This window comes from Paenibacillus jilunlii (genome assembly GCF_900102965.1).
GTDB lineage: Bacteria > Bacillota > Bacilli > Paenibacillales > Paenibacillaceae > Paenibacillus_AQ > Paenibacillus_AQ jilunlii.
The window spans coordinates 172,598-197,804 of record NZ_FNGM01000008.1 but is presented as its reverse complement, the minus strand read 5'-3'; the positions used below and the strand labels follow the sequence as shown (position 1 = coordinate 197,804).

General features: G+C 50.8%; 22 protein-coding genes. 5 read left to right on the top strand and 17 right to left on the bottom strand.

Going from position 1 to position 25,207, the window contains the following annotated elements; genetic code table 11:
- Positions 1-86: 86 nt before the first annotated feature.
- The 7 genes from sufB to BLQ82_RS15650 all read right to left on the bottom strand — a co-directional run bounded on the left by sufB (position 87) and on the right by BLQ82_RS15650 (position 6,609).
- Positions 87-1,484, bottom strand: coding sequence for a Fe-S cluster assembly protein SufB (gene sufB, locus BLQ82_RS15680; protein ID WP_020426758.1), 1,398 nt, complete (start codon positions 1,482-1,484; stop codon positions 87-89).
- A gap of 19 nt (positions 1,485-1,503) precedes the next feature.
- Positions 1,504-1,944: a Fe-S cluster assembly sulfur transfer protein SufU gene (gene sufU, locus BLQ82_RS15675; protein WP_062524607.1), complete on the bottom strand. Its 441-nt coding sequence runs from the start codon at positions 1,942-1,944 to the stop codon at positions 1,504-1,506.
- Positions 1,931-3,157 (bottom strand): cysteine desulfurase, encoded by a 1,227-nt coding sequence (locus BLQ82_RS15670; protein WP_062524608.1) that lies wholly within the window; start codon positions 3,155-3,157, stop codon positions 1,931-1,933. The genes sufU and BLQ82_RS15670 overlap by 14 nt, the downstream gene beginning before the upstream one ends.
- Positions 3,154-4,455, bottom strand: a complete 1,302-nt coding sequence (gene sufD, locus BLQ82_RS15665) for a Fe-S cluster assembly protein SufD (protein ID WP_062524610.1) — start codon at positions 4,453-4,455, stop codon at positions 3,154-3,156. The genes BLQ82_RS15670 and sufD overlap by 4 nt, the downstream gene beginning before the upstream one ends.
- Positions 4,456-4,482: 27 nt before the next feature.
- The gene (sufC, locus tag BLQ82_RS15660; RefSeq protein WP_020426762.1) at positions 4,483-5,265 is read right to left on the bottom strand and encodes a Fe-S cluster assembly ATPase SufC; all 783 of its coding nucleotides are present in this window, start codon (positions 5,263-5,265) and stop codon (positions 4,483-4,485) included.
- Positions 5,266-5,545: 280 nt separating this feature from the next.
- Positions 5,546-6,007 (bottom strand): Dps family protein, encoded by a 462-nt coding sequence (locus BLQ82_RS15655; RefSeq protein WP_062524612.1) that lies wholly within the window; start codon positions 6,005-6,007, stop codon positions 5,546-5,548.
- 299 nt (positions 6,008-6,306) lie between these two features.
- Positions 6,307-6,609, bottom strand: coding sequence for a YunC family protein (locus BLQ82_RS15650; RefSeq protein WP_062524614.1), 303 nt, complete (start codon positions 6,607-6,609; stop codon positions 6,307-6,309).
- Positions 6,610-6,830: 221 nt separating this feature from the next.
- On the opposite strand from BLQ82_RS15650, the gene BLQ82_RS15645 reads away from it, so the two are divergent.
- A complete protein-coding gene (locus BLQ82_RS15645) occupies positions 6,831-7,355 on the top strand; it encodes a hypothetical protein (protein WP_062524616.1) in 525 nt (174 codons plus the stop codon).
- A 95-nt stretch (positions 7,356-7,450) separates the two neighbouring features.
- Here BLQ82_RS15645 and BLQ82_RS15640 read toward each other — a convergent pair whose 3' ends face one another.
- Positions 7,451-7,828, bottom strand: coding sequence for a DUF423 domain-containing protein (locus BLQ82_RS15640; protein WP_062524618.1), 378 nt, complete (start codon positions 7,826-7,828; stop codon positions 7,451-7,453).
- A 174-nt stretch (positions 7,829-8,002) separates the two neighbouring features.
- Between BLQ82_RS15640 and BLQ82_RS15635 the strand changes: the two genes are divergently transcribed.
- Positions 8,003-8,461 (top strand): hypothetical protein, encoded by a 459-nt coding sequence (locus BLQ82_RS15635; RefSeq protein ID WP_062524620.1) that lies wholly within the window; start codon positions 8,003-8,005, stop codon positions 8,459-8,461.
- A gap of 287 nt (positions 8,462-8,748) precedes the next feature.
- Here the strand turns inward: BLQ82_RS15635 and BLQ82_RS15630 are convergent, their stop codons facing one another.
- Positions 8,749-9,663 (bottom strand): hypothetical protein, encoded by a 915-nt coding sequence (locus BLQ82_RS15630; RefSeq protein ID WP_062524623.1) that lies wholly within the window; start codon positions 9,661-9,663, stop codon positions 8,749-8,751.
- A 204-nt stretch (positions 9,664-9,867) separates the two neighbouring features.
- Here BLQ82_RS15630 and BLQ82_RS15625 point away from each other — a divergent pair, with 204 nt between their 5' ends.
- Both BLQ82_RS15625 and yhbH read left to right on the top strand, forming a co-directional pair.
- The gene (locus BLQ82_RS15625) at positions 9,868-10,263 is read left to right on the top strand and encodes a class I SAM-dependent methyltransferase (protein WP_143013450.1); all 396 of its coding nucleotides are present in this window, start codon (positions 9,868-9,870) and stop codon (positions 10,261-10,263) included.
- A 123-nt stretch (positions 10,264-10,386) separates the two neighbouring features.
- A complete protein-coding gene (yhbH, locus tag BLQ82_RS15620; protein ID WP_062524865.1) occupies positions 10,387-11,547 on the top strand; it encodes a sporulation protein YhbH in 1,161 nt (386 codons plus the stop codon).
- A gap of 65 nt (positions 11,548-11,612) precedes the next feature.
- Here the strand turns inward: yhbH and BLQ82_RS15615 are convergent, their stop codons facing one another.
- From BLQ82_RS15615 to BLQ82_RS15580, 8 genes are all read right to left on the bottom strand, one after another.
- Positions 11,613-12,755, bottom strand: coding sequence for a stalk domain-containing protein (locus BLQ82_RS15615; RefSeq protein WP_062524627.1), 1,143 nt, complete (start codon positions 12,753-12,755; stop codon positions 11,613-11,615).
- A 164-nt stretch (positions 12,756-12,919) separates the two neighbouring features.
- On the bottom strand, positions 12,920-14,434 hold the full coding sequence (gene melA / locus BLQ82_RS15610) for an alpha-glucosidase/alpha-galactosidase (protein WP_062524629.1): 1,515 nt from the start codon (positions 14,432-14,434) through the stop codon (positions 12,920-12,922).
- 108 nt (positions 14,435-14,542) lie between these two features.
- On the bottom strand, positions 14,543-15,484 hold the full coding sequence (locus BLQ82_RS15605) for an AraC family transcriptional regulator (protein WP_062524867.1): 942 nt from the start codon (positions 15,482-15,484) through the stop codon (positions 14,543-14,545).
- 119 nt (positions 15,485-15,603) lie between these two features.
- Positions 15,604-16,134: a GNAT family N-acetyltransferase gene (locus BLQ82_RS15600; RefSeq protein ID WP_062524631.1), complete on the bottom strand. Its 531-nt coding sequence runs from the start codon at positions 16,132-16,134 to the stop codon at positions 15,604-15,606.
- Positions 16,135-16,268: 134 nt separating this feature from the next.
- Positions 16,269-18,323 carry a methyl-accepting chemotaxis protein gene (locus BLQ82_RS15595; protein ID WP_062524633.1) on the bottom strand — a complete coding sequence of 685 codons (2,055 nt, stop codon included), beginning with the start codon at positions 18,321-18,323 and terminating at the stop codon, positions 16,269-16,271.
- Positions 18,324-18,423: 100 nt separating this feature from the next.
- Positions 18,424-19,272, bottom strand: coding sequence for a sugar ABC transporter permease (locus BLQ82_RS15590; protein WP_062524635.1), 849 nt, complete (start codon positions 19,270-19,272; stop codon positions 18,424-18,426).
- Positions 19,269-20,582 carry a sugar ABC transporter permease gene (locus BLQ82_RS15585; protein ID WP_062524636.1) on the bottom strand — a complete coding sequence of 438 codons (1,314 nt, stop codon included), beginning with the start codon at positions 20,580-20,582 and terminating at the stop codon, positions 19,269-19,271. The genes BLQ82_RS15590 and BLQ82_RS15585 overlap by 4 nt, the downstream gene beginning before the upstream one ends.
- 113 nt (positions 20,583-20,695) lie before the next feature.
- Positions 20,696-22,030 carry a sugar ABC transporter substrate-binding protein gene (locus BLQ82_RS15580; RefSeq protein WP_062524638.1) on the bottom strand — a complete coding sequence of 445 codons (1,335 nt, stop codon included), beginning with the start codon at positions 22,028-22,030 and terminating at the stop codon, positions 20,696-20,698.
- Between the two features lie 814 nt (positions 22,031-22,844).
- On the opposite strand from BLQ82_RS15580, the gene BLQ82_RS15575 reads away from it, so the two are divergent.
- Positions 22,845-24,590 (top strand): alpha-glycosidase, encoded by a 1,746-nt coding sequence (locus BLQ82_RS15575; RefSeq protein ID WP_062524640.1) that lies wholly within the window; start codon positions 22,845-22,847, stop codon positions 24,588-24,590.
- Positions 24,591-25,207 lie beyond the last annotated feature (617 nt).

Here is a 25,207-nt window from a genome sequence, read left to right as displayed (position 1 = left end):
TCTGAATCGGCACAAACCCGGCACGATCAATCAAATCCCTCGGAACAATCCCCCGAATAATATGGTGTATCAAGGTTTCCCGAAGGTTACCCGATGCTTCCCTCCATCTCGAACTTGATAAGGCGGTTCATCTCAACCGCATATTCCATCGGCAGTTCTTTGGTGAAGGGTTCAATGAAGCCCATAACGATCATCTGGGTAGCTTCGGCTTCGGTAAGACCACGGCTCATCAGGTAGAACAGCTGCTCCTCGGATACCTTGGAGACGGTCGCTTCATGCTCCAGCACGATGTTGTCGTTCATGATCTCATTGTAAGGAATGGTGTCCGAAGTGGACTGGTTATCCAAAATGAGCGTATCGCACTTGATGTTCGACTTGGCGCCTTCCGCCTTGCGGCCGAAGGAAGCAAGACCACGGTATGTTACTTTACCGCCGTGTTTGCTGATCGACTTGGACACGATCGTCGAAGTGGTGTCCGGCGCCAAGTGAATCATTTTGGCCCCTGCATCCTGGTGCTGGTCTTTGCCTGCAACCGCGATGGACAATACAGAACCTTTGGCTCCGCGGCCTTTGAGTACCACGGCAGGATATTTCATAGTCAGCTTGGAACCGATGTTGCCGTCAACCCATTCCATCGTAGCGTTCTCTTCGGCCACGGCACGTTTGGTCACCAGGTTATAGATGTTCGGTGCCCAGTTCTGAATGGTTGTGTAACGAACGCGGGCGTTCTTCATGCATAGGATCTCAACCACTGCACTGTGCAGAGAGTTCGTGCTGTAGATTGGAGCAGTACAGCCCTCTACATAATGCACGAAGCTGTCTTCATCGGCAAGAATCAGGGTACGCTCGAATTGGCCCATGTTCTCGGAGTTAATGCGGAAGTAAGCCTGCAGAGGCACTTCACATTTTACGCCCTTCGGAACATAAATGAAGCTTCCGCCCGACCATACCGCGCTGTTCAATGCTGCAAATTTGTTATCCGCAGGCGGGATAATGGTGCCGAAGAACTTCTTGAACAGCTCCGGGTGCTCCCGCAGCGCCGTGTCGGTATCGGTGAAGATTACGCCTTGATCTTCAAGGTTCTTCTGCATACTGTGGTAGACAACCTCGGATTCGTACTGCGCCGAGACACCGGCCAGGAACTTCTGTTCCGCTTCGGGAATCCCCAGCTTATCGAAGGTTTCTTTGATCTCGGAGGGCACTTCCTCCCAAGTCTTCCCTTGTTTCTCGGAAGGTCTTACATAATACTGGATATCGTCAAAATCCAATTCGTCGAGATTGCCGCCCCATTTAGGCATTGGCATTTTGTAGAACTGCTCCAGCGCTTTCAGACGGAAATCCAGCATCCATTCCGGCTCATTTTTGATGGCGGAGATTTCCTTAACAATTTCGGCCGTAAGTCCTTTACCAGACTGGAATATCGACTTATGCTCGTCACGGAACCCATATTGGTACTCTTCCATATCAGGCGCTTTCTTAGCCATGGTGTCAGCCTCCTTGTTTTTAATGTTCTTGGTGATGCTCTTCTTCCACGTCTATGCCTTTGCGCAGCGCGTTCCATGCCAGAGTCGCACATTTGATCCGCGCCGGAAATTTATTAACACCGGAAAGGGCTTCGATATCTTCGTAATCATCAAAATCCACTGCCTCCCCCTTCATCAGGGAGGAGAACCGGTCAGCCAGCTCAAGCGCATGCGCTACGGTCTGGCCTTTGACCGCTTCCGTCATCATCGAAGCCGACGACATGCTGATCGAACAGCCTTCGCCGCTGTAACGGGCGTCCTTCACGACGCCATCCTCCACCTTGAGCTGAAGCGTAATGCGGTCGCCGCAGGTAGGGTTGTTCAGTTCGATCTTCAGGGCGTCATCTGCAAAAGAACCACGGTTCCGGGGATTTTTATAATGATCCATAATTACACGTCTATACAAGTCATCCAAGTTCATAGGCGAAATACTCCTTTGCCTTAATTAAGGCTTGGACCAGCGCATCTACATCCTGTTCTGAGTTATACAGGTAGAAGCTGGCCCGGGCCGTCGAACTGACCTCCAGCCAGCGCATCAGCGGTTGGCAGCAGTGATGCCCGGCACGGACAGCCACGCCTTCGGCATCCAGCACCGTAGCCACATCATGCGGATGAACATCTCCGAGATTGAAGGTCACCACACCGACTTTACGGTTTCTCGGACCATAAATCGTCAGGCCATCCACTTCCGAGAGGCGCTGCTCCGCGTAAGCGGCCAGCTCCATCTCATGACGGTGGATTTCATCCAGCCCGATTTCCTGCAGGAAGTCAATTGCGGCCCCGAGTCCGACCGCACCGGCAATGATCGGGGTGCCGCCTTCAAACTTCCAGGGCAGTTCCTTCCAGGTGGAATCATAAAGGCCGACATCGTCGATCATTTCACCGCCGAACTCCACCGGCTCCATGGCTTCCAGCAAGGCCTTCTTGCCGTACAGGGCACCAATGCCGGTAGGCGCAAGCATCTTGTGGCCGGACAGTGCGTAGAAATCACAGTCCAGATCCTGAACATCCACCTTCATATGAGGCGTGCTCTGGGCTCCATCGACAACAATTACTGCGCCGTGGCGGTGAGCAATGGCTGCCAGCTCTTTTACCGGATGGGAAATGCCCATAACATTGGAGACATACGCTATGGCGACGATCTTGGTCTTATCCGTAATCGTCTGCTCGGCATCCTCAAGCGTGATGGACCCGTCCTTCTGCAGAGGAATGAACTTCAGGGTTGCTCCTGTCTTCTTCGCCAGCTGCTGCCATGGAATGAAGTTGCTGTGATGCTCCATCTGGGTGATGACGATCTCGTCGCCTTCACCAACGTTGGCAGGGCCGTAAGATGAAGCTACAATATTCAGAGCTGTCGTTGTGCCGCGGGTAAAGATAATCTCCTTCGTGCTGCGGGCGTTAATGAACTTAGCCAGCTTCTCGCGGGCTCCCTCATAAGCGTCTGTAGCGCGGCTGCCCAAAGTATGGACACCGCGGTGCACGTTGGAGTTATCCCATTCATAATAGGACTTCACGGCTTCGATGACCTGGCGCGGTTTCTGTGAGGTTGCCGCGCTGTCCAGGTATACCAGTGGATGCCCGTTGATTGTCTGGTTCAGTATGGGAAATTGCTCCCGGATGGCGCTGCTGATCATTGGCCTAACTTCCTTTCCACAAGAGATTGGAGCTGATTGCGCAGTCCCTCCAGTGGAATTTGCGACACTACAGGTGCAAGGAAGCCGTAAATGATCAGTGTTTCTGCATCATGCCGCGAAATTCCGCGGGACATCAGGTAGTACACCTGCTCGTAATTGACCTGTCCTACGGAAGCGGCATGGCCAGCTGTTACATCATCTTCGTCTATAAGCAGGATCGGATTGGCGTCTCCGCGCGCCTGAGGACTCAGCATCAGAACTTTTTCCGTCTGCTGGCCGTCGGCCCGGGTTGCGCCCTTCTCGATCTTCGTGATTCCGTTAATAATGGAGGTTGCCGCATCCCGCATCACCGCACGGGTGATCATGTCACTCGGCGTATTTTTGCCAAAGTGCTGCGCCTGGGTCGTATAGTTTAGCTTCTGCGAGCCTGATCCGACGGCGATGACTTTGGCATCGGAGCTTGCACCGTTGCCCTTCAGCACCGACTTGGTGTCGCTGGCCGTATCCCCGTAGTTCATCTCGCCGACAATCCATTCAATCGTTCCGTCATTCTCCACAACGGCGCGGCGGTAAGTCACGTCAGTCGTGTCCTCACCTAACTGATGTACAGTCGCATAACGGACCTTTGCTCCTGCACCCACGAACACCTCAACCGCACCATTGTGCAGTCCGGCTTCAGTTTTGTCCGACACATAGTTGTCGACATAGGTCACTGAGCTGTTGGCTTCAGCAACAATCAGAATATGCGGAACAAAAGCCGCTTCGGCATCGTCGGTAAGCAGAACCGCCTGGAGCGGAGTCTCAATTACAACGTTCTTCGGCACATAGAGGAATACCCCGCCGTTCCAAAGGGCCGCATGCAGCGCAGCTAAAGAGTGCTCATCAGGCAGTACGGCCTTGTGCAGATAGCGCTGCACCAGATCGCCGTGCTCTTTGACCGCAGTCTGCAAATCGGTGAAAATTACGCCTTGTGCTGCAAGCTCCGGTGCAAGGCGTACATAGATAGCACTGGAGTTGCGCTGAATAATCAGGCTGCCTTCCTCCTGATCCTTGATCAGTGCGGCAATGGAAGCAGGAGCTTCACTAAGTGCAGTGATGGCCTGGCCTGCTTTGTAGGTTCCATAGGTGTTCACATTCCAGCGGTCAATCCGGGTCTTCTCCAGTTTCGGCAGTGCCAGGCCAGCGGCCAGCGTAAGTGCGTTCAATCGGCTGTCCTTCAGCCAGACCGGCTCGCCGCTGCTCTGCGACCAATCGCTGAGCAGCTGTGCATCCACCGGAAGAATGGTTTGTGTCGTCATAAGTGGTTTCCTCCTTCCTGGCGTCTCTTAAGCTTCCTGTCCTACGGTTTCATCTTCAATGCCGAGTTCTTCCTTGACCCATTCATAGCCTTCGGCTTCCAGACGCTCTGCCAGCTCAGGACCGCCGGATTTTACAATCCGTCCCTGCATCATGACATGTACAAAATCCGGCTTAATGTAATTCAAGAGGCGCTGATAGTGGGTAATAACCAGGAAGCCGCGTTCCGGGCTGCGCATCGAGTTGACGCCTTCAGCAACAATTTTTAGTGCATCAATATCAAGGCCGGAGTCAATTTCGTCAAGAATGACGATCTTCGGGTCCAGCATCATCATTTGAAGTATTTCGTTGCGTTTCTTTTCACCGCCGGAGAAGCCTTCGTTCAGATAACGGTGGAGAAACTCAGGGTTCATATCCAGTTCCTTCATCTTAGCTTCCATTTGGCGGATAAAGCGGATCAAGGAAATTTCGTTTCCTTCTTCACGGCGGGAATTAATGGCGCTGCGCAGGAAGTCGGAGTTCGTTACGCCGCTGATTTCACTTGGATACTGCATCGCCAGAAAAAGACCGGCGCGCGCGCGTTCGTCAACAGCCATTTCCAGCAGGTCCTCGCCTTCAAGAACGGCTGTACCCTCGGTAACCTCGTACTTGGGATGGCCCATCAGAGCCGAAGCCAGGGTGCTTTTACCGGTCCCGTTCGGTCCCATGATGGCGTGAATTTCGCCGCCCTTCATTTGAAGGTTGATGCCCTTCAGAATTTCTTTTCCTTCAATCGTCGCTTTCAGTCCTTCAATGACAAAATCTGCTGCCATAATAATGTTCCCCCCACTGTTCGATTTGCGAAATCAGAAAGCTGTATTGTTACAGGTAATCCCTGATGCCAGCAAAAATTAGATTGTATATCACATTAAAATAATTATAAAGTGTAACGCAGTGATTATCAATGATTCTCACTAATTTTATTACAAACCGATTTTTTTTACAAACATGTATTTTCAAATCCGGTTTCACGAATCGACAAAAAGCAAAAAATAAAGCCCCCATGCCGGAGGCTCTACTCTATTTAGAACTGTGTGTATGAGACAGGATGGATCAACCCAGGAAAGAACGCAGCATCCATTGATTTTTTTCCAAGTCGCTGCGGATTTTGATGAACAGATCGGCTGTTGGCTGATCGCTCGCCTGCTCGGCCAGTTCAATGCCTTCTGTCAGCTCTTCAGCCACGGTAGCGAAGTCTTCAATCAGCGTCTGAACCATGCCACGGGTATCTTCCTTGCCGGTCGCTTCCTGAATGGTTGCGAGTTCCAGATATTCTTTCATCGTTGCTGCCGGACTGCCCTTGATGCTGAGCAGGCGTTCAGCCACCTCGTCCATTTTGAGGGTAACATCATCATAAAGCTCTTCGAATTTTACATGCAGAGAGAAGAATTGCTCGCCCTTCACGTACCAGTGATAATTATGAATTTTGACGTACAGCACGTTCAGGTTGGCAACCTCACGGTTGAGTACTTGTTCGAGTGAAGTAGTGTTGACTTTGTTCGATGCTTTAGCCATTGTATAATCCCTTCCTTATCCATAATTTAGCCGGCTGCTTGTCCATGGTCCGGCAGTGCAGTGTCTATACTGAATTTACCCTTCCGTACAGAAGACGAAACAAGAAATATGACCGTCGCCCTCGGCTGGAATCCCTGATGCCCCATAAATCGAAAGCTACTTATAGGATGAGCCAAGCCCGCTTCACTTATGCCCCGTACCGGATAAAACTGTCCTTCGCCCGGCTCATGAGGCACAGCAAAAAGAGGCCCGCAGGCCTCGCTTAATCCATACACTCGCCTATATCCCAGGCAGCAGCCTTACAGCATGAGGAGCAGGGCATCGGCACCGGTCATTCCGGGTACAATCCCCAGCTTCTCAGCCTCTATAGTCACAGACTCCAGCGGAGCAGCCAGAAGCTGCGGCAATGTTCTCACTCCGACTGCCCGGGCTGCGATGATCCCCCGGTCGCTGAGCTGCTTGTTAAGAAGACCCACATCGAGCGCACCGCACATGATATATCCTTTGCCCGTGCTGATGGACAGCAGCGTTGTCTTCGGAAGCTTCACTTCAACACCAACCAATATATGCCCGCCTACGGCAACAGGCTCCATTGTGACCACTTGCACTACCTCCTTCTATTCATCCTCATCACGATGTATGTGTATGCTGTTTTTCTGGACAGCGTGTGGGCGTTAGACCTATTTCCACTGCAAAACGCAGGGGTCAATAGTCCTTGTTTTTTCGAGAAGGAGGTATATGCTTATTGTTTAATTAGTGGTATAGTTTATATACTTTAAAAATTGTATTTCTAATTGTGTCTACTGACAAAGCTGGGGGATTTATGGACAAGAAACTACAACATACGGACGGCAACTATCTATTCAATGTCGACATCCTGATTAACGCCCGTACTAACCCGCTTGCACTGCAATATTTACTTGAAATATTGAACAGCAACGACAAAATCACAGATTTCAACATCAATTCGGGTCTCGAGCTTGGAAGAACGATTGACCATCTGCTGCGGTCTGCGAAGCTTGCTCTGAAGCATGAATCTGCAGCAGCCGTTCAGGTCCCTGTTAAATTGCCGGTGAAGCCGATGGACAAGCAAGCCGACAGGCCCGTATCCAACAGTATTCCTGCTGACGCGTCCGGAGAAACCCCTGCAGATGCATATGGAAAAATCAGATTATACATTCAGAACAACCAACTGGTCCGGCTCCGTGCCAACCGTCACGGCAAGCAGGTGTCAATGCCCTGCCGTATTCTGAATTTTGATGAAGCGGCCAATTCACTCAGCGTATACCATGTGGATGAAAAGCAAGTATACACGTTCAAGCTCAATGAGATCGACGAATTTTCGTAATAAGTTTCTGCTGTGGTCCCGCACCAACAAGCACCTGCCCGGAGAATCCGGGCAGGTGCTTGTTGGTTTGTATAGGCTTTGCGGTTGTACGCCATTCAATTTTTCCGGGACAAAGCCTCTAGGGCCAGGCACAGCCACCCGGCAAGAAAACATACGCCTCCCAGGGGAGTAATCGCTCCAAGCACCTTGATGCCGGTAATGCTCAGGATATACAGGCTGCCGGAGAACAAAATAATTCCCAGAATCAGCAGCCTCCCTGCCCAGCGCAGGCGTGAACGCTCCCCCCATTGACCTGCAGCCAGACCGATAAGGATCAGACCCAGTGCATGAATCATGTGGTAATGCACACCTGTCTCGTACACCTTAAGGTAATCCTCGCTGATTACCGGTTTGAGCAGATGCGCTCCGAACGCACCTATGCCGACAGACAGCATGGCAAGCAAGGCTCCCCAGGCCATAAATCTTCGTTGCATGGATACACAGCTCCTTAAGATTGGACTCCCCCCTATCTTACCGTAACCCGGCCGTTTATTTCCAGCAGCAGCTGCTTGGGTACATTTTACAAACAAGGCTTGCTTTTGCCGCCATCTTATGGAAAAGTGGATACTGTCAGGCATTAACCCATTTAGGACATAAGGAGCGCACCCATGGACGATTATTCTACGCCAAAAACAGATCCATCCCCACTCCGGCCGCAGAGTACGGTCCCGGAGACGGGATTTCCGCCGGAGCAGCATGCAATGTATGAAGAGAACAAACGGGATTTCAAACATTCCGGACCCGGAATTGCTTCTTTCGTTATCGGCCTAGTATCCCTTATAGGCTATATCATCGCCTTTGTAGTTGTAGGTGTCCGGTCCGCCTCCCTTATAAACGGAAGCGACTCATTTATTGCAGATAGTGCAGAATCTATTTTCTATCTCGGAATATCTGTGCTTATCCTGGCGGCATTCAATGTCATCGGAGGAGTACTCGGCATTATCGGACTTACTCTCCGCAAGCGCCGCAAAGTGTTTGGGATCATCGGCACGATCATTAATGCGGTTTTCCTGCTGCTGTTCATGCTGATCATCTCCACCGTACTCGTGAATGCCGGCTCCGTTTAAGGCTTAGCCCGCACCTGGCACAAGGGACCGGTCCGGAAGCTCTCCGGAATCGGTCCCTTGTTGTGCCTCTATTCTGTTAGTATATGAGCTGAACTGAAGAAAGTTTGGGGAACGTGATGAGGCTCATCAGGAACTGAAGCTAAGTGAAAAAGTAAAACTATTTAGCTGAAATCCTGGCTACAAAAGGTTTTAGTGGGATTTTGTACACTTAATTCATGCTTATTCATCGGTTTTTAAGTTCAATTATAGCAGCTCCTGCTATGCTGCTCTCTCAGTTTGCCCATCGGCTACTGGCTGACCAGACTGTCCAGCGAAGCGTAGACATGCGGCCCGAAGCCTTCCGAGGCTTCGCGCTGGGGAATGTTCAGCTTGATCACATACCCCTGCCCTGCAATCTCCTTCACCACATACTCGCGGGTCAACCCGTTCCCCATAGCTGTAAGATAGAGCCGGATACCGGACATCCGCCGGTCACGCTCTTTTGGCTCGAGTGCGGTTACGTTCCCCGTAGAAGACAGTTCCTTTTCACCCTCCAGTTTGAGAGAATCGAGATTGAAGTCCGAGGGCAGCTTGGTAATTTCAGCGTAATACCCCGGATCTGCTTTCATGGCCAGTCTGCCGGTCTTCGCATCAAAAGTGAAGATATCAAATACATACAGCGAATAGCCGTCGCCGGCAGCGAGTGCAGCCGTCTTGACTTCCTTCATGCCTTCCAGTGTCAGACTGAATGATTTCGTCTTGGGGAGCGCTGACTGGGAAGGGGCTGCACTGGCGCTGTCCGCGGACTTCTCCAGCTTTGAAAGCACCCGCTGCACAACAGAGGAATCTCCCTCCACACTCCGTTCGACATATTCAAAAACTACCGGGTCATCCATACTTAGTGCCTCTGGAGCCTCTTCCAAACCTGCGCCCAGCTCAAATGACGTCGCCCCTTCTTCTGTCTTGATCTCTACGGAATGATTATCGATCTGCCCGACATAGATACCTGTACCCTGAATCACCTCTGTTTCTTCCGCAGGGGAGGAACTAGGTTGGGCTGCAGGGCTTGGTGACGGCGAAGCCGTGCTCTCCGCAGGAGAGGGTGAAGCCGTAGGTGACGGCTCTCCCGGAGCCTCGGCTGGTGTATTGCCGCCGCAAGCAGTTATAGCCAGCATCAATACAGCAATGGCTGCCAGAACAGGTAATTTACGTTGCGATTTCATGTTAACTGCCTCCTCTTTGTTGAAGCGGTAAAGTTGCCAACTGGCTTGGCTTACTCTTATAAACGTTTACCCCTTCTCCAGGGTTGCATAAACTTGCCGGCCGTTTACGGCTTGGATAGGCATACGCCGGAGACAGGAGGCAGTGAAATTAATACAATGGTGAAGAGGCTTATTTTAGAGTCATCCCCTGAAGGAGTGATTTCCTTGAAAATCGATATCGGCTGCGGTTCCGGCAAAGAATCCGGTTATCTTGGAATCGACCGCACCGCTTGGCCCGGAGTAGATATCATCTGCGATATAAATGAAGGAATTCCACTGCCGGACAACACTGCCGAATTTGTCATGGCCAGCCGCGTATTGCCGTATGTGAACAATTTATTTGCCGTTATGGCGGAAATTTATAGGATTAGCGTCCATAAAGCCGTTATCTGTATTCTGGCGCCTTACGCCCACAGCTTCCCTCACCTGTCCAATCCGCTGTTCAAGCAGAAATTCGACGAATACACTCCCCGTTATTTCAACCGCGCTGTATCTGTATACCATCGACGGACGCCGGTACTCCGGCGAAGCCCGCTCCAACAGCTACAAACTTATTATTGATGAAATCAGTGAATAAGATGGTTCACATATCCCCCATCCCCATGAATATACTTTAGTTACAACCTGCCCTTCATTGAACCGCTTGTGCCCGTACCGATTTATATTCCATGGGAGGTGGTCATCCTGCCGCAATCATCCGGCCATTACGCGTTCGTCGTATCCAAAGAAGACTGGTCCCTTCACCGTAAAGGCCATCAGGATCAGGAACGTCATCAGCAGAAGGTCCGGGAAGCCATTAAGGATAATTTGCCCGACCTTGTGACCGAAGAGAATATTATTATGTCTGACGGCAAGCAGATCGTTAAGGTGCCCATCCGCAGTCTGGATGAATACCGGATTATCTACAACTTCCGCAAGCAAAAGCATGTCGGCCAGGGCGACGGCGAAAGCCAGGTCGGCGATGTGCTCGGCCGCGATTCCCAGTCCGCCCATCCGGGCAAAGGCGACAAGGCGGGCGATCAGCCCGGCCAGGATACCGTAGAAGCGGAGGTTGACCTGGAGGATCTGGAGGACATTCTGTTCGAGGATATGGAGCTGCCTCATCTGGCCCCCAAAACCCAGGAAGAGATTGAGGTCAAATCTATCGTCTTCAACGATATCCGCAAAAAAGGCATGATGTCCAACATCGACAAGAAACGTACCCTGCTTGAGAATCTGCGGCGAAACGCCAGCCGTGGCAACCCCGGCATTCACAGCATCAGCCCCGACGACCTGCGCTACAAAACCTGGGACGATATTACAGTTCCGCATTCCAATGCGGTGATTATTGCGATGATGGACACCTCCGGCTCGATGGGCACCTTTGAAAAATACTGCGCCCGCAGCTTCTTCTTCTGGATGACCCGCTTCCTGCGCCGCCAGTACGAGAAGGTGGAGATTGTGTTTCTGGCGCATCATACGGAGGCCAAAGAGGTCAGCGAGCATGATTTCTTCACCCGTGGCGAAAGCGGAGGAACGATCTGCTCCTCGGCCTACCAGAAGGCGCTGGAGATTATCGACAGCCGTTATCCGCCCTCCAAATACAACATCTACCCCTTCCACTTCTCCGACGGCGACAATCTTACTTCTGACAATGAGCGCTGCGTCAAGCTGATCGGCGAACTGCTGAAGCGCAGCAACATGTTCGGCTATGGGGAGGTTAATCAATACAACCGCAGCAGCACGCTGATGTCCGCCTACCGCCATCTGAAGCAGGAGCAGTTCATGCACTACGTCATCAAGGACAAAAAGGAAGTCTATCAAGCGCTGAAGACGTTTTTTGGCAAAAGAGAGGCTGTAAAATAACAAGGAACCCCTGTCCCGTAAAGCCGGGACAGGGGTTCTTGGCATACAGCAAATATTCAGCCCGCTTACTTCACAACTTCGGTATCCAGTATGATATCGTTATCGATATCCCTGTACCATTTGCCGTCCGCAGCTTTTACCACAGAATCCAGAACGAAGAATCTGAGCTTAAACAGGGGCGAGGCGGCAGTGTCAACCATAGTAAATACGGTATAGACCGTGGCTCTAGCAGGTTCATAGGCGACTATAGTTGTTGATTCTCCATTATATTTCATTTCATTTTTGGCGTTTACCGCTTTCAGGTACTCCCGCATCGATTTCAGACCGGGATCGTCGGTGAACATCTGCCCCGCAGGGTTTTGCAGCGCCAGCAGGGCATCAATGTTTTCTTCATTTCTGGCTTTAAAATCGGCAGCAAGCACGGAATTGATTGCCGTTTTATCGGCATCTGGCACATTAGCTTCCTTTTGGGCAAGCGATGGATAATTCAGATATTCTGTATCCGTATCGATATTGTTTATAGTCCAGCTTTTATCTGCGTTATGTACCATATATATACTGGCGTGCTCGATCCGGTCCAGCAGCTCGCCGCCGCTTTTTCGGATCAGAACATCCGCCGACATTGCTGTATACGAACCCCAGGCTTCCACGTTTAGCTTCTGGATTGATGCCAGACCGCCGGAAGTTTGATAATGGACTTCAAGCAGGGCCCGGATTGTTTTTAAATCCGAATTTTTGGGTTTGCCCTGCAGATCTTCATAAATCCGCACAATTTTTTGTTTCTGGTCATAGTCTGCATTGATATACTCGGTTCGTTTAAATATTGAACCAAGGACCATAATGTCCGCACCGGAGCCGATGAACACCGGAGTCCCTGTCTCGCTGAAAGAAATTTCATTTACATATGCTTTTTTAGCCTTCAGATCAATTCTGAACGAAGCATCTTCCGAGCCTGCGGTGATGACCTTTTTGACAGCGTCATATTTAAAGCTGAAGCCCAGGGCCTGCACGGCGCTCCGGAACTCGACATACAACCTGCCTCCCTGAACTACCGGAGCTGTCTTTGGGTGGATTTCCTTATCATGCACGTATACCCGGATCGTCTGCACGGCAGCAGCCTTCGCTGATGCCTCTGCCGGATTCCAAGCCATAAGTGTGATCAGGCAGACTAACATAAGCATTGTAATACTTTTCACATTAAATTTCATACTCACCTTTCCTTTACCCCAGTGATAATATTTTTCCTCGTTACATTATTCGACAAGTTCCATACATTTCCTTTAGAGCTAATTATGATAAGCATTTATTTTCGTGAACAAGCAAAAGAACCTCCCCATTTCTTGGAAAGGTTCTGATTATTCCATTAATAAGTTCAATCTACTGAGTTTACCTTCTCTCTATCCTTGCCTTTGTCAGACTCACCGGCATTCTTGTTGGCCGCTTCCCGGTCCTGCATCATCTCGTCCACGGACTTCACCTTCAGCCGGGCTGCCCCGGCATTGCCGGCCAGTGTCGGTACGAGGTCGCCTGAAGCCAGACGCACCTTCGCTTCGGCAATCGCCGCGCTGTATTGCGGCAGCCACGCTTCTCCCGCCACCAGCATCTCATCGACCATCTGCCAGATCTCCTTCGGATTGCAGACCGCTCCGACCAGCGGGTCCATCATGAAGGCCTGGCGCAGCAGCTTGTCATCGCCATGCACTGCCGCTTCCACAGCCAGACGCTGCACGGAAATGCTGACATTGCACACCGCAGCGGGACCCAGCGGCAGTTCGCCGACCAGCGGCATAGAGATGCCGTTATGATCGACATAACCCGGCGCCTCAATAATGGCATCGTCCGGCAGATTGGCAATAATCCCGTTATTGACGGTATTAAAGTGGCCTCTGTATACTCTGCCAGTCTCCAGCCCTTCAATTATATAGGAGCCATGCTCTTCACCCCGGTGCTCAGCCGTGTATTCCAGCGCCGGGTCCTTCATCCAGTTGGGAAAATCAGTCTCGAACCAGTTGCGCCCCTCCGTGCAGACCCGCAAGTAGCCTCCGGTTTCTCCATTAATCCAGCTGCCCAGATCAATCCAGTCCATAATTTCACCGCTGCGTTTGCGGTACCACGGCACATATTCACTCAAGTGGCCATTGGACTCGGTGCTGTAGTAGCCAAAGCGGCGCAGCATATCAATCCGCACTTTTTCGGTCCGGCTGAATTCCGGGTGCTTTTCAAAAGCTTCAAGCAGCCCTCCGGTCAGATCCCTGCCCTTATGCTTCGCGGAGATATACCAGGTCTGGTGGTTGATCCCGGCACAAATGATATCCACCTCGGATTTCTCCAGCCCGTAGACCTCGGCAATCTGGTGATGTCCATGCTGCACTCCGTGGCAGAGCCCGATCGTCCGCACACCGCCGTATTTGTTGCAGGCCCAGGTCAGCATAGCCATTGGGTTCGAATAATTGAGCAGCAGCACATCCGGTGCAGCCGCCTCTCTAATGTCACGGCAAATCTCCAGCATCTCGGCAATCCCGCGCTGCCCGTACATAATGCCGCCTGCGCATAAGGTGTCGCCCACGCACTGGTCCACACCATATTTCAGCGGAATATCCACATCGGTCGCAAAAGCCTCCAATCCGCCCATACGAATTGTGCAAAATACGTACTTGGCATCCTTTAACGCTTCTTTGCGGTCCGTCGTTGCCGAGATCACGATCTTGAGTCCATTCTCCCGGATATCCCGCTGGCACAGCTCGGTGACCATCTGCAGATTATGCGGATTAATATCCATAAAAGAGACTTCAATCTCCTTAAATTCCGGTACAGTCAGCAGGTCACGCAGTAAACCGCGGGTAAAGCCAATGCTGCCCGCCCCAATAAATGCTACTTTAAAAGACATCGCCATCTTCCTCCCAATGAATGAATTCTACCTGTTCATTGTAGCAAGGAGACTGCGGGAAGCGTTATCAATATCATGACCACTTTACCGGTTAACTGTCAACAATCCTCACCTGTCCCGAATGTCCGGCTGGGCATCGCTCCACGAAAAGCGTTCCAGCGAATTCCGGTACTCCACAGGTGTACAGCCCGTATACTTCCTGAACAGGAGGTGAAAATACTGCCTGCTGCTGATCCCCACATAGTCAGCAATTTCCGCAACGGGAATCTCGCTCTGACCAAGCAGCATTCTCGCCTTCTCCATCCGCAGCATATTCAGGTAGTCCGTGAGCGTCCGGCCCGTATGCGCCCGGAAGATCCGGTGCAAATAGCCGGGATGCAGGCTCACCTCGGCGGCAACCTCTTTGACCTGAATACTGCGGTCATAGTTCTGATGGAGAAATTCAACTGCACGCCGCACATAGAGCTGTGCCGGCTGCTGGCTGGCCTCCAGCTGTTCCCGGCGCAGTCTGGCGAGGCGCAGCAGCAGCTCGGAGAACAGCAGCCCGATCATGATGCTTCCCCGCTCCTTCCCCTGTCCTTCCCCTTCTGCGCCATGCTGGTCCAACTCCAGCACCAGCGATTTCAGCACATGAAATACCTCTTCAGGGTCCGGCAGCACCAAGCTTGTGAAAGGCTCCTGCAGCAGCCCGGCCAAGTCAGCCTCCGCTTCCGCCAGCCTGGCGATGGAAGGAACTGCTCCCGCAGCTGCCGTGAAGCCAAATTCCACATTCAGCATCCGGCAGGATGTTCCTTCTTCCACGATCAGCCGGTGCGGTACATTGGCATCAAGCATGATCAGTTCTCCCCGCTTCAGGCGGAAGCGTTCCTCGTCATTCGCACCCTGCCGCACTTCAACCACGCAGCTCCCCGAGATCAGATACATAATCTCCGTTGAATTATGCTGGTGGTACGCCATCGTATATGGATTCCACTGTTTATAATAGTAGGCAAAAAAATGCGGCCCATACTCTCCGTCCAGCAAAGCCTGCTGAAACAGGCTTCCGTTCAGTTCCGGCAAGCTTAGCCCTCCTTCCCGAGTGCCCTGGTCCTATTCTATAGACAAAAACCTCTGCGCTGCCGATTGCCGGCCGCAGAGGCTGAACCAGAGATTTATTATATCCGGGTAAATCAATCCGATATTAATCTTGAATAGATATTAAGATCCTTTAACCTTCCGTCTACTCTTTCACATTGTCTAAGGCTTCCTTCAAACGTAAAGTCCAGCTTTTGTAAAAGTTTAATTGAATTCACATTTTCGGGTTCAACCTTTGCTTCGATCCGATTCAAATTTAAAGATGAGAACGCGTAATCTAACAAAGAACGGATAGCTTCTGAAGCATATCCTTTTCCCCAAAATGATTTGGCAAGGTCGTAACCAATTTCTGCTTTAGCATCTTCAAAATCCAAGGAATTATAACCACAAGACCCAATGATTTCATTGGATTCAATATTAATTATGGAGAACCGTATAGCTTTGCCCTCCTGATAAAGGTTATCAAGGAGATTAATCATTGCTTTTGCTTGATTTTCATTAGTAAAACAACTAACATTCATAAACTTTGTAACTGCCGGATCAGACCAAATTTTAAACAAGCTCGATGAATCCGATACCTTCATTTTTCTCAAATGCAAACGTTCTGTGTGCAATTCCGTAATCAATACTTTTACCTCCATTAAATTTTAATAGTCAGGTTTAAAATATTGATATCTGCGCATCATTCAGTCCCTTCATTTGTGAAGTAAGCTTCATTATATAAAAACTTATAGGATTTATCTACTGTGGCTTATCCGGCCTATCCGTGAAAGGAAACCAGCGACTGCTTCAATTCCTCTGCAAGCTTTTCCAGCTTGCCGGACAGCGCAACCAGTTCCTCGCTGACCGTGAACTGCTGCGAGGACATGGAAGCAACTTCTTCGGTGGAAGCACTGGTCTGCTGCACAACCGCATGGACACTGGCCATGGATTCGCCCAGCTGCTGCTGGTACTCCATCAGCTCCGTGATGGACGCCGACGATTCATTCAAATAGCCGATGAACTGCTCCATCTCCTCACGGACCCCTTCAAATATACTGGAAGATTCCCGCACGGAGGAAATCTGCTCTCGGAAGAGCGGAGCCGTATCGCCCACCACCTGGACTGTATTTTCAATCCGGCTGCTGATCTCTTCAGTAATCTTCGATACCATAGCAATCGATTGGTTGGACTCGTCAGCCAGCCCTCTGATCTCATTGGCGATCACAACAAACCCTCTTCCGGCCGCCCCGGCTCTAACAGCTTCTATGGAAGCATTAAGCGCCAGGATATTCGTCTGCTTGTTAACGGCAACCATCGGGGCCAGGATGCTGCGGATCAAATGTGTGCTCTCACGCAGCCTCATGGAGTTCTCCTGAATCAGCTCCATCATCTGCACGGTTGATTCACTCTGGGCCACCAGTGTCTTCATCAGCTCTGCTCCCTGGTCGCTGACCGTGATCACCTTCTCCGCCGAAGCGTCCATGGCCCTGTTGGTCTCCTGCACTTTCGTGATCTGGAAGTTCATCCTCTCCACGTTGCGGTTGCTGTTCTCTGCTTCCAGGGCCAGACTGGCCGCACCATTAGCTATTTCTCCCGTAGCTGCAGCCACCTCTCTTGCATGGGTAGAGGTCACACCGGACGCATTCACCAGCTGCTCCGAGGTAGCCAGCACCTGGGCCGCCGAACGGCTGCTCTGTCCTGCCAGCAGCGAAATCTGCTCCATCATCTTGTTGAAGCTGTGTCCCAGCCGCCCAATCTCATCCTGGCCTTTGAAATGGGTGCGCACCTGAAGATTGCCCTGCTCCCCTTCCTCCATCAGCCCGGCGAGCTTGCCCAGCGGACGGCCGATCAGACGTACCAGAACGTAGCCAATGACTACTGCAATCAGTGCCGCTGCGAGGACAACCGACAGCGTTATGTAGAGCAGACGGTCAGCTGACTTCGTGAAATCACTGACCGGGGCATAACCCATCAGCGTCCACTTGGCCGTATCCAGCGGCTGATAGACTACAAGCTGAGAGGTGCCCTGCTCATTGCTGGCGGTAAACGACTGCCGTTCTCCCTCAGCCGGCTTTGCTGCCGGATGGATGTATGAGGGTTCGCCGAGCAGCTTGTTATCTGCTCCATATACAATGTTTCCCGACGGGTCCAGAATCCGGATTTCCCCCGTAAGCCCAATTTGCAGATTGGAGAGGATATCCGTAAGCGCTTGGCCCTTGATCTCGATCAGCATGTAGTACTCCGCTTCGGGATGCTGTATATTCCGCAGTAAACGGCCCATCGTCAGCGAGGATTGGTCATAAACATCAAAGAAGCCTTTGGCGCGTACCGGGAACCAGACCGGATTGCCCTTGGCTTCATCAAGCTGCTTCACTCTTGCTTGGATGCCGTCAGCGCTGCGGACGGAGCTGATGCCCGTCGACTTGTAAGAGTCAGCATCCACCAGGCTTTTCGAAACCAGCCGGATGCCCAGCAGGCGTTCGTCGGAGCCCTTCACCGAGTCCAGCTTGCGGCGGATGCGGTCCTCAGCATCCACTTTGGCGACGGTCCCGGCTCCTGGGCGGCTCACCGTTTCCATATCTGCTTTTAGAATGGAATCCACAGCAAACTGCCGGGAGAGCGCTTCGTACTCGGCAAATAAAAAGTCCAGCTTGTCTCCTGCCTGCACTATAGACTGGGAGGAAGCTGCAGCCACCTGATCCGTGATAATGCCTTTGGCGGCATAATAGGAGGTCAGGCCCAGGACAGAGGACAGCAGCACAATGGTACAGAACAAAATGACGAACAGCTTCATGCCTACCGATCTAAATCGCGAGTTACGCGGCTGTTTCATTACACACTCTCTCCTCATGACAAAATAAAGGTACAGCCCTTAATAAACAACATAAAGGCTGTACCGTGTGTTTCGGCAATTCATAAAGCAGGCCAAACAACTATCCTTTGCTGGCGCCCGCAGTCAAACCGTCCACAAGCAGCCGCTGCAGGAAGGCGAACAGAATCATAATCGGCACGGAAATCAGCACCGCCCCCGCTGCGAACAAGGTAAAATTGGAATTCTGCATGGTATTGACCATATCCCACATCCCGACGGCGACCGTCCAGTTATCCTTGGTCCTTAAAATCAGCTTGGCAAAGATGAAATCCACCCATGGGCCGACAAATTGCGTGAGCGCCATATAGGTAATCATCGGCCGGGAGAGCGGAAGAATAATCCGGGCAAAGATCCCGAAGTTGCTGGCTCCGTCAATCCGTGCCGCTTCATCCAGTGAACGCGGGATGGTATCCAGGAAGCCTTTGGCGATCAATGTGCCGCCAAGCGGCGCTCCTGCCGCATAGACGATAATCAGCGCCAGATGCTTATCCAGCAGATTGAACTGATTGAGCAGCAGGTAGATCGCAATCATACTCATGAAGCCCGGGAACATCCCGAGAATGAGCAGTACCGACATGGAAGTCTTGCGGGCTTTGAAGCGGAATCTGGATAGCGCGTAACTGGTCAGCAGGGTTAGTACCACACCGATCAGCATAGAGAATACGGCGATCTTAAGTGTATTCGCATACCAGGTCCCGAACATATACACCGGTGAAGTGAACAGTTCCTTATAGTGGTCCAGAGTAAAATGTTCAGGAATCAGCGTCTTGCTGTACAATGACTTACCTGGCCGGAAGGATGACAACAGTATCCAGAGCGCCGGATAGATCGCAGCAACCGCGAGCGCAATCAGAATAATGTAACTAAAGCTGAGGCGAAAAAAGTTCGCAAGCTTGCGTCCGATGATCATTGAATCATGTCCTCCTCTTTGAATGACTTGGTCCGGCGGTAATTGTACAGGGAGAACCCGGCTACAATGATGAAGAGTATAATACCTATCGCGGAAGCCATATTATTTTTGTTCTGATCCAGCGTCAGCTTGTACAGCCATGTTACCAGCAAGTCCGTTGATCCGGCATACTGGTAATTCCCGTTGACCGGGTTTCCCTGAGTCAGAAGGTAGATTGCATTAAAGTTGTTGATATTGCCGGCAAATTGCATAATCAGCGTAGGTGCAGTAGAGAACAAGATCATTGGAAGTGTAACAATGCGGAACTTTTGATAATTGGTAGCCCCGTCCACTTCAGCGGCTTCGTACATATCACGCGGAATTGTAGTCAGCACACCCATAATCAGCAGCATGGATACCGGAATACCTACCCACATGTTGACAATAATAACAGTGAACTTGGCCCAGAACGGATCGGTCAGCCAAGGCAGACCCCCCAGCCCGAAGTAGCCGAGATACTGGTTGATCGGCCCAAACTGCCCGTTGAACAGGTTGCGCATCAGCAGCAGTGAAATCATCTGTGGAATGGCATACGGCACAATCAGAATCAGTCTCCACAGACCCTTGAAGCGGATACCTTTTTGGTTGATCAGCAGGGCAACGAGCATCCCGCCGAAATAAGTAGTTACAGTTGATAAAACCGCCCAGATGATCGTCCAGGTAAGTACCCCATAAAAGGTATGGCTCCAAGATTTAAGGACCAGCAGATTGCGGAAGGTTTCAAAACCCACCCAGTCCACCAGCCTCGCCGGCGGGATGTGGTCCGGTGCAGCAAAGTTCGTAAAGGCCAGCATGATCATAAAGATAATCGGCATGATGGTGAAGAACAAAATACCGATTCCCGGAAGCAGCAAAAAGCTCTGGGCAAATTTATAATCCAAAACGTAGCGTACAGACTGTTTGAATGTATTCGAAGGACGACCCGTTTCGCGTTCTTCTCCGGTTTTATGGGCATCCCTAATATTCATATACCAGGCAATCAGGAATAACACAAAAAACATCAAGGTGATCAAGCTTTGAATCAAAATTACAATGGAATGGTCCCCGGGCACCATTTTGGTGATCCCTTTTACCTTTTCCAGATGGCTCGGTGAATCCCCCAGTGTCGTAATACCCCAGAAGGCCCTTCCCAAATTAGCAATGAAATAGACCAGAGCTCCAGCCTCTACAGCTATAAAAATAAGCCCTTTAATGAATTGGCGGTTATATATTTGTCCCAATCCCATAAAAATGGTCGACAGTATTGCGGCTCTCGTACGGTGTCGCTGCATTTCCCTTCCGTTCTCCTCTCCGCGCGGAATTCAGGAAACCGCCCGCCGCTACCCGGAGCGGCGGGCGAGTGAATTCCACTGTGTGCTATTGTTTTGCTGTTGAAAAACTGCTGTTACTTCGCAGTTGCACCGTTATTGAGGTCTTTGATTTGCTGTACTGCTTTGTCCATAGCCGCCTTAGGATCTGCATTGTTATCCCAGATTTCCGGAAGTGCTGCATTCACAGGGCTCCATACGTTGCCCATTTCAGGAATGGACGGCATTGGCTGAGAGTTCGTGGCCTGCTCAGCAAAAGCGGAGATATATGGATCGCCCGTAATTTGTGGATCCTTCAGTGCTTCGTTATTGGTTGGAATCGAGCCAATGATTTTATTGAGCTTAAGCTGCGCTTCCTTGGTTGAAGCAAAGTGAGCATACAGTTTCGCTGCATTCGGATATTGCGTGTAGGCGTTGACAGCGAAAATCTTGATACCGGAGAACGTAATTGCTTTTTTACCGTCGATCGTAGGTACTGGAGTGACCCCCAGCTTATCGCCAAGCGCTTGCTTGTAGGCTGCAAGCTCCCAAGGACCTGTCATATCCATGGCTACATCGCCCGAGCTGAACAAGCTGCGCTTAATGTCGGCACTGATATCACCGCTCTTGACTGGCAGTATTTCCTTCAATTTGACGAAAGTTTTCAACCCTTCAACCGCACCCTCATTGTTCAGGCCGATATCGTCTTTGTCTGTTCCGTCTTTGCCGAACAAATAGCCGCCCGTAGAGGCAATGAAGGGATAACCAAAGTACATGTTGCCGACTTCCCACATAATTCCGTATTTGTTTTTGGCTTTGTCTGTGAACGTTTTGCCGAAGGCAATTACGTCATCGAAGGTTTTAGGCGCTTCCTTGACCAGTGATTTGTTGTAGTAGAGGGCATAGGTTTCTGCCGCTCTTGGGTATCCGTACAATTCGCCGCCGTAGGAGGAACCTACGATGGAAGCTTCCGTGTTCTCAGCTTTGGTCTGCTCGGTAAAGATATCGTTTGGAAGCAGCAGGCTCGCGCTTGCAGCTTTGCCCAGATTGTCATGCGGGATCAGCACAACATCTGCAGCCAGGCCGGATGGGCCATCCTGCGTAAGCTTGCCTACCTGATCCGGTGGTGCCACCTCTTCAATTTTCACCGGAACGTTATATTTAGCTGTAAATTCCTTGGCCATTTCCTCGGCAAAAGGTCTCTCTTCTTTACTCTCCCATACGAGCAGCGATGCGCCCTCTTCCGGTTTAATGTCGCCTACTGCCGCAGCGTCGCCGCTGTTCGCAGCATTAGTTGCTGTTGCATTATCTGCTGGCGCGGTGGTTGCCGCAGCATTTTCCCCATTATTGCCGTTGTTGTTAGAGCTGCACGCTGTAATGGACACTGCCATAGAGAATGCTGCGGTGAGAACCATAAGCTTTTTCAATTCCATTGACTTAACCCCTCCTAATTTGTGTATCTTGCTTTGCACTTATGATGTTGTCCCAGATCTTGCGCAAACGATTTCAGGGGTTTCAAAAAATATGTATGGATTTATTTGTTCCCCGTCTATAATACGCTTCGGCAAGTTCCAGAAAGCGCTTCATTCCTCTATTTCATAATACAACAGTAATGTTAATTGTAAAAACGTTTGCACATAGTATATTTAAGCATATTTGCCCATTTCGCTGAGGGGAAACCGGTTTTCCTTCCTTTTTCAAAAGGAAGCTCCTATTCTTACTGATTTACAACAAATAATTTCTGCAACTCTGAGAAACGTTTTCTTATTATCCTTTTATTGTATTTTAATGGATTTCATTGTGTTTTATTGCTTATTTATCCTGAAGGAAAACCGGTTTTCCTTCTTCTAAAATTTTGTGCAATGGTTTGAACTAAAGTGTTGAACCCATAATTATTCCATGCTATAATCCAAAACATTATAAGCAGCCTCATCTGCCGGACAGACATTCCTGCAAACAACTAGAAGGCAATGTAACTTCAAAAAAGGTACAACCTCGGACAAGCTACCACCGTCAGTTGTACCTTTTTTTGTTTTGTGGACAGATAATGCGCCCATCAGTGCAACTAACATAAATCGGGCAATAAGGCACAAAGGATACCCCCGCCTCTGCCGCCGACGCTGTCGAAAGCCGTTTGTCCGGGTGCTGTTCAGGCTGCTTATGCTTACCTACCTTAGGCGTTTGCTGCCATAGTCCATATTGCACAATGCTGGTCAAGGAAACAAAACTTTTAGGAGGAATTATTGAATGTTACTGGAAGCTGTCTACCACCGCCCGCGGTTAAACTGGTCCTATGCTTATGATCACGAGACGATCCATTTGCGCCTGCGCGCCAAAAAAGGGGATTTAACCGAGGTCTTCGCCTGGGCCGGCGACAAATATGCCTGGGATGCTACCAAGGAGCTGATCCCGATGACACTTTTCACATCAGATGCAATGTTCGATTATTGGGAGTGTTCTTCGGTGCCCCCGTACCGGCGGCTGAAATACGGATTTCTGCTGCAAAAAGGGCATGAGCGCATCTGGATGACAGAAAGTGAGTTTGTGACTGAGCGCCCGGCGAATCCCAACCGGCTGTTTGAATTCCCGTACATAAACCGTGGTGACGTTTTTACTCCGCCTGCCTGGGTGAAGGACGCTGTCTTTTATCAAATTTTCCCTGAGCGGTTTGCAAATGGCGATCCCAGCCGGAATCCGGCCGATGTGCAGCCTTGGGGCGAAACGCCTACACCGGAGAACTTTTTCGGCGGCGACCTGCAAGGGGTCATTGACCATCTGGATCATTTAAGCGAGCTCGGCATAACCGGCATCTACTTCACCCCGATCTTCACCGCCACCACCAACCACAAATATGATACGGAAGACTATATGTCGGTCGATCCTCATTTCGGAGATGTAGAGACGCTGAAAAAACTGGTCGCCGCCTGCCACGAACGCGGAATCCGCGTGCTGCTGGATGCGGTGTTCAACCATTCGGGCCGGACCTTTGCCCCATTTGTGGATGTACTCGAAAAGGGTGAAGCTTCCCCCTTCAAAGACTGGTTCCATGTCCGTGAGTTTCCGCTGCAGGTAGTCGATAATATTCCGACTTATGATGCTTTTGCATTCGAGCCCCTGATGCCGAAGCTGAACACCGAGAATCCCGCTGTAAAAGAATATTTGCTGAAGGTCGCGGAATACTGGATCACCGAGGTAGGCATTGACGGCTGGCGGCTCGATGTTGCCAACGAGGTAGATCTTGAGTTCTGGCGTGATTTCCGTAAGGTTGTCAAACGGGCGAATCCGGATGCCTATATCCTGGGCGAAATCTGGCATGAATCCTCGCCTTGGCTGGAAGGCGACAAATTCGATGCGGTCATGAATTACCCCTTCACCGATGCCGTGCTCGACTTTTTTGTCTATGGCACACTGGATGCCGAGGGCTTCGCCAACGCCATTGGCAAACAGCTTTCCCGCTACCCGCTGCAAGCCAGCGAAGTAGCCTTCAATCTGCTGGACAGCCATGATACGCCGCGTCTTTTGACTCTGGCCGAAGGGGACAAAAATAAGCAAAAGCTTGCCTCTTTGTTCCAGTTCACCTTCATGGGCACGCCTTGCATTTATTACGGTGACGAAATCGGCATGGACGGCGAAGGGGATCCGGGCTGCCGCAAATGCATGGAATGGAACCCGGAAAATCAGGATCTGGACCTGTTCAGCTTTTACCGCAAGCTGATTGAAATCCGCACCAGCCATCCGGCGCTCCGCACTGGTACTTTTACTTTCCTGGAAGCCGGACCGCAGGGAAGCAAGCTCGCCTACGAACGCCGTCTGGGCGATAATATCATCCTGGTGCTCGTCAACACAGAGGAAACAGCGCAAACCTTCTCCCTCGATGTAGAGGACCGCAACTGGGAGAACCTGTTCACCGGCGACACCGTGCGTGCAGAGCGCGGCAAACTGTCGATCAAGCTGCCCGCCTACGGCTATGCCGTGCTTAAAGCGCTGCTGTAACAGAACACGGCAGCTATTACCGGTGTAAGCAGCCAGCAGGAGTATCGGCTGCTGGCCCTGTCGAAGCCGAACGATCATCCGAAGTGGAAAAAGGATAACGATTCCGGCTCGCCCGGCATTTGGAGTGTGGTTAAGTACCACTAAGCCAGCTCGTCCGACTCCTGGAGCTGGCTTAGCGGGAAAAAGTATCACTAATCCGGCTCGTCCACCTTCTGGAGCTGGCTTAGTGGGAAAAAGTATCACTAATCCGGCTCGCCCGGCTCCTGGAGCTGGCTTAGTGGGAAAAAGTATCACTATTTCGGCCATAACCAGCTAAATGAGGTAAAATGCCTTGATTTAAGTGGACAAAATCCCACTAAACCTTGTTGCGGCGGGGTTTTCAGCCAATTAGTTTTACTTTTTCCACTTAACGTTATGCTGCGCTCAATGAAAGATGCAGGACATATCTTCCAACACCCAAAGGGCACTCTTCCTGGTGAAGAGTGCCCTTTGGGTGTTATTCATTTACTTTGCTACTTTACTTCTGTTGCTATACTTTGCTACCTTACAATGTTGATCCACTTTGCTGCTTTACTCCTATTGTTTTACTTTGCTCTATATTCTGGTGAATCACTTTG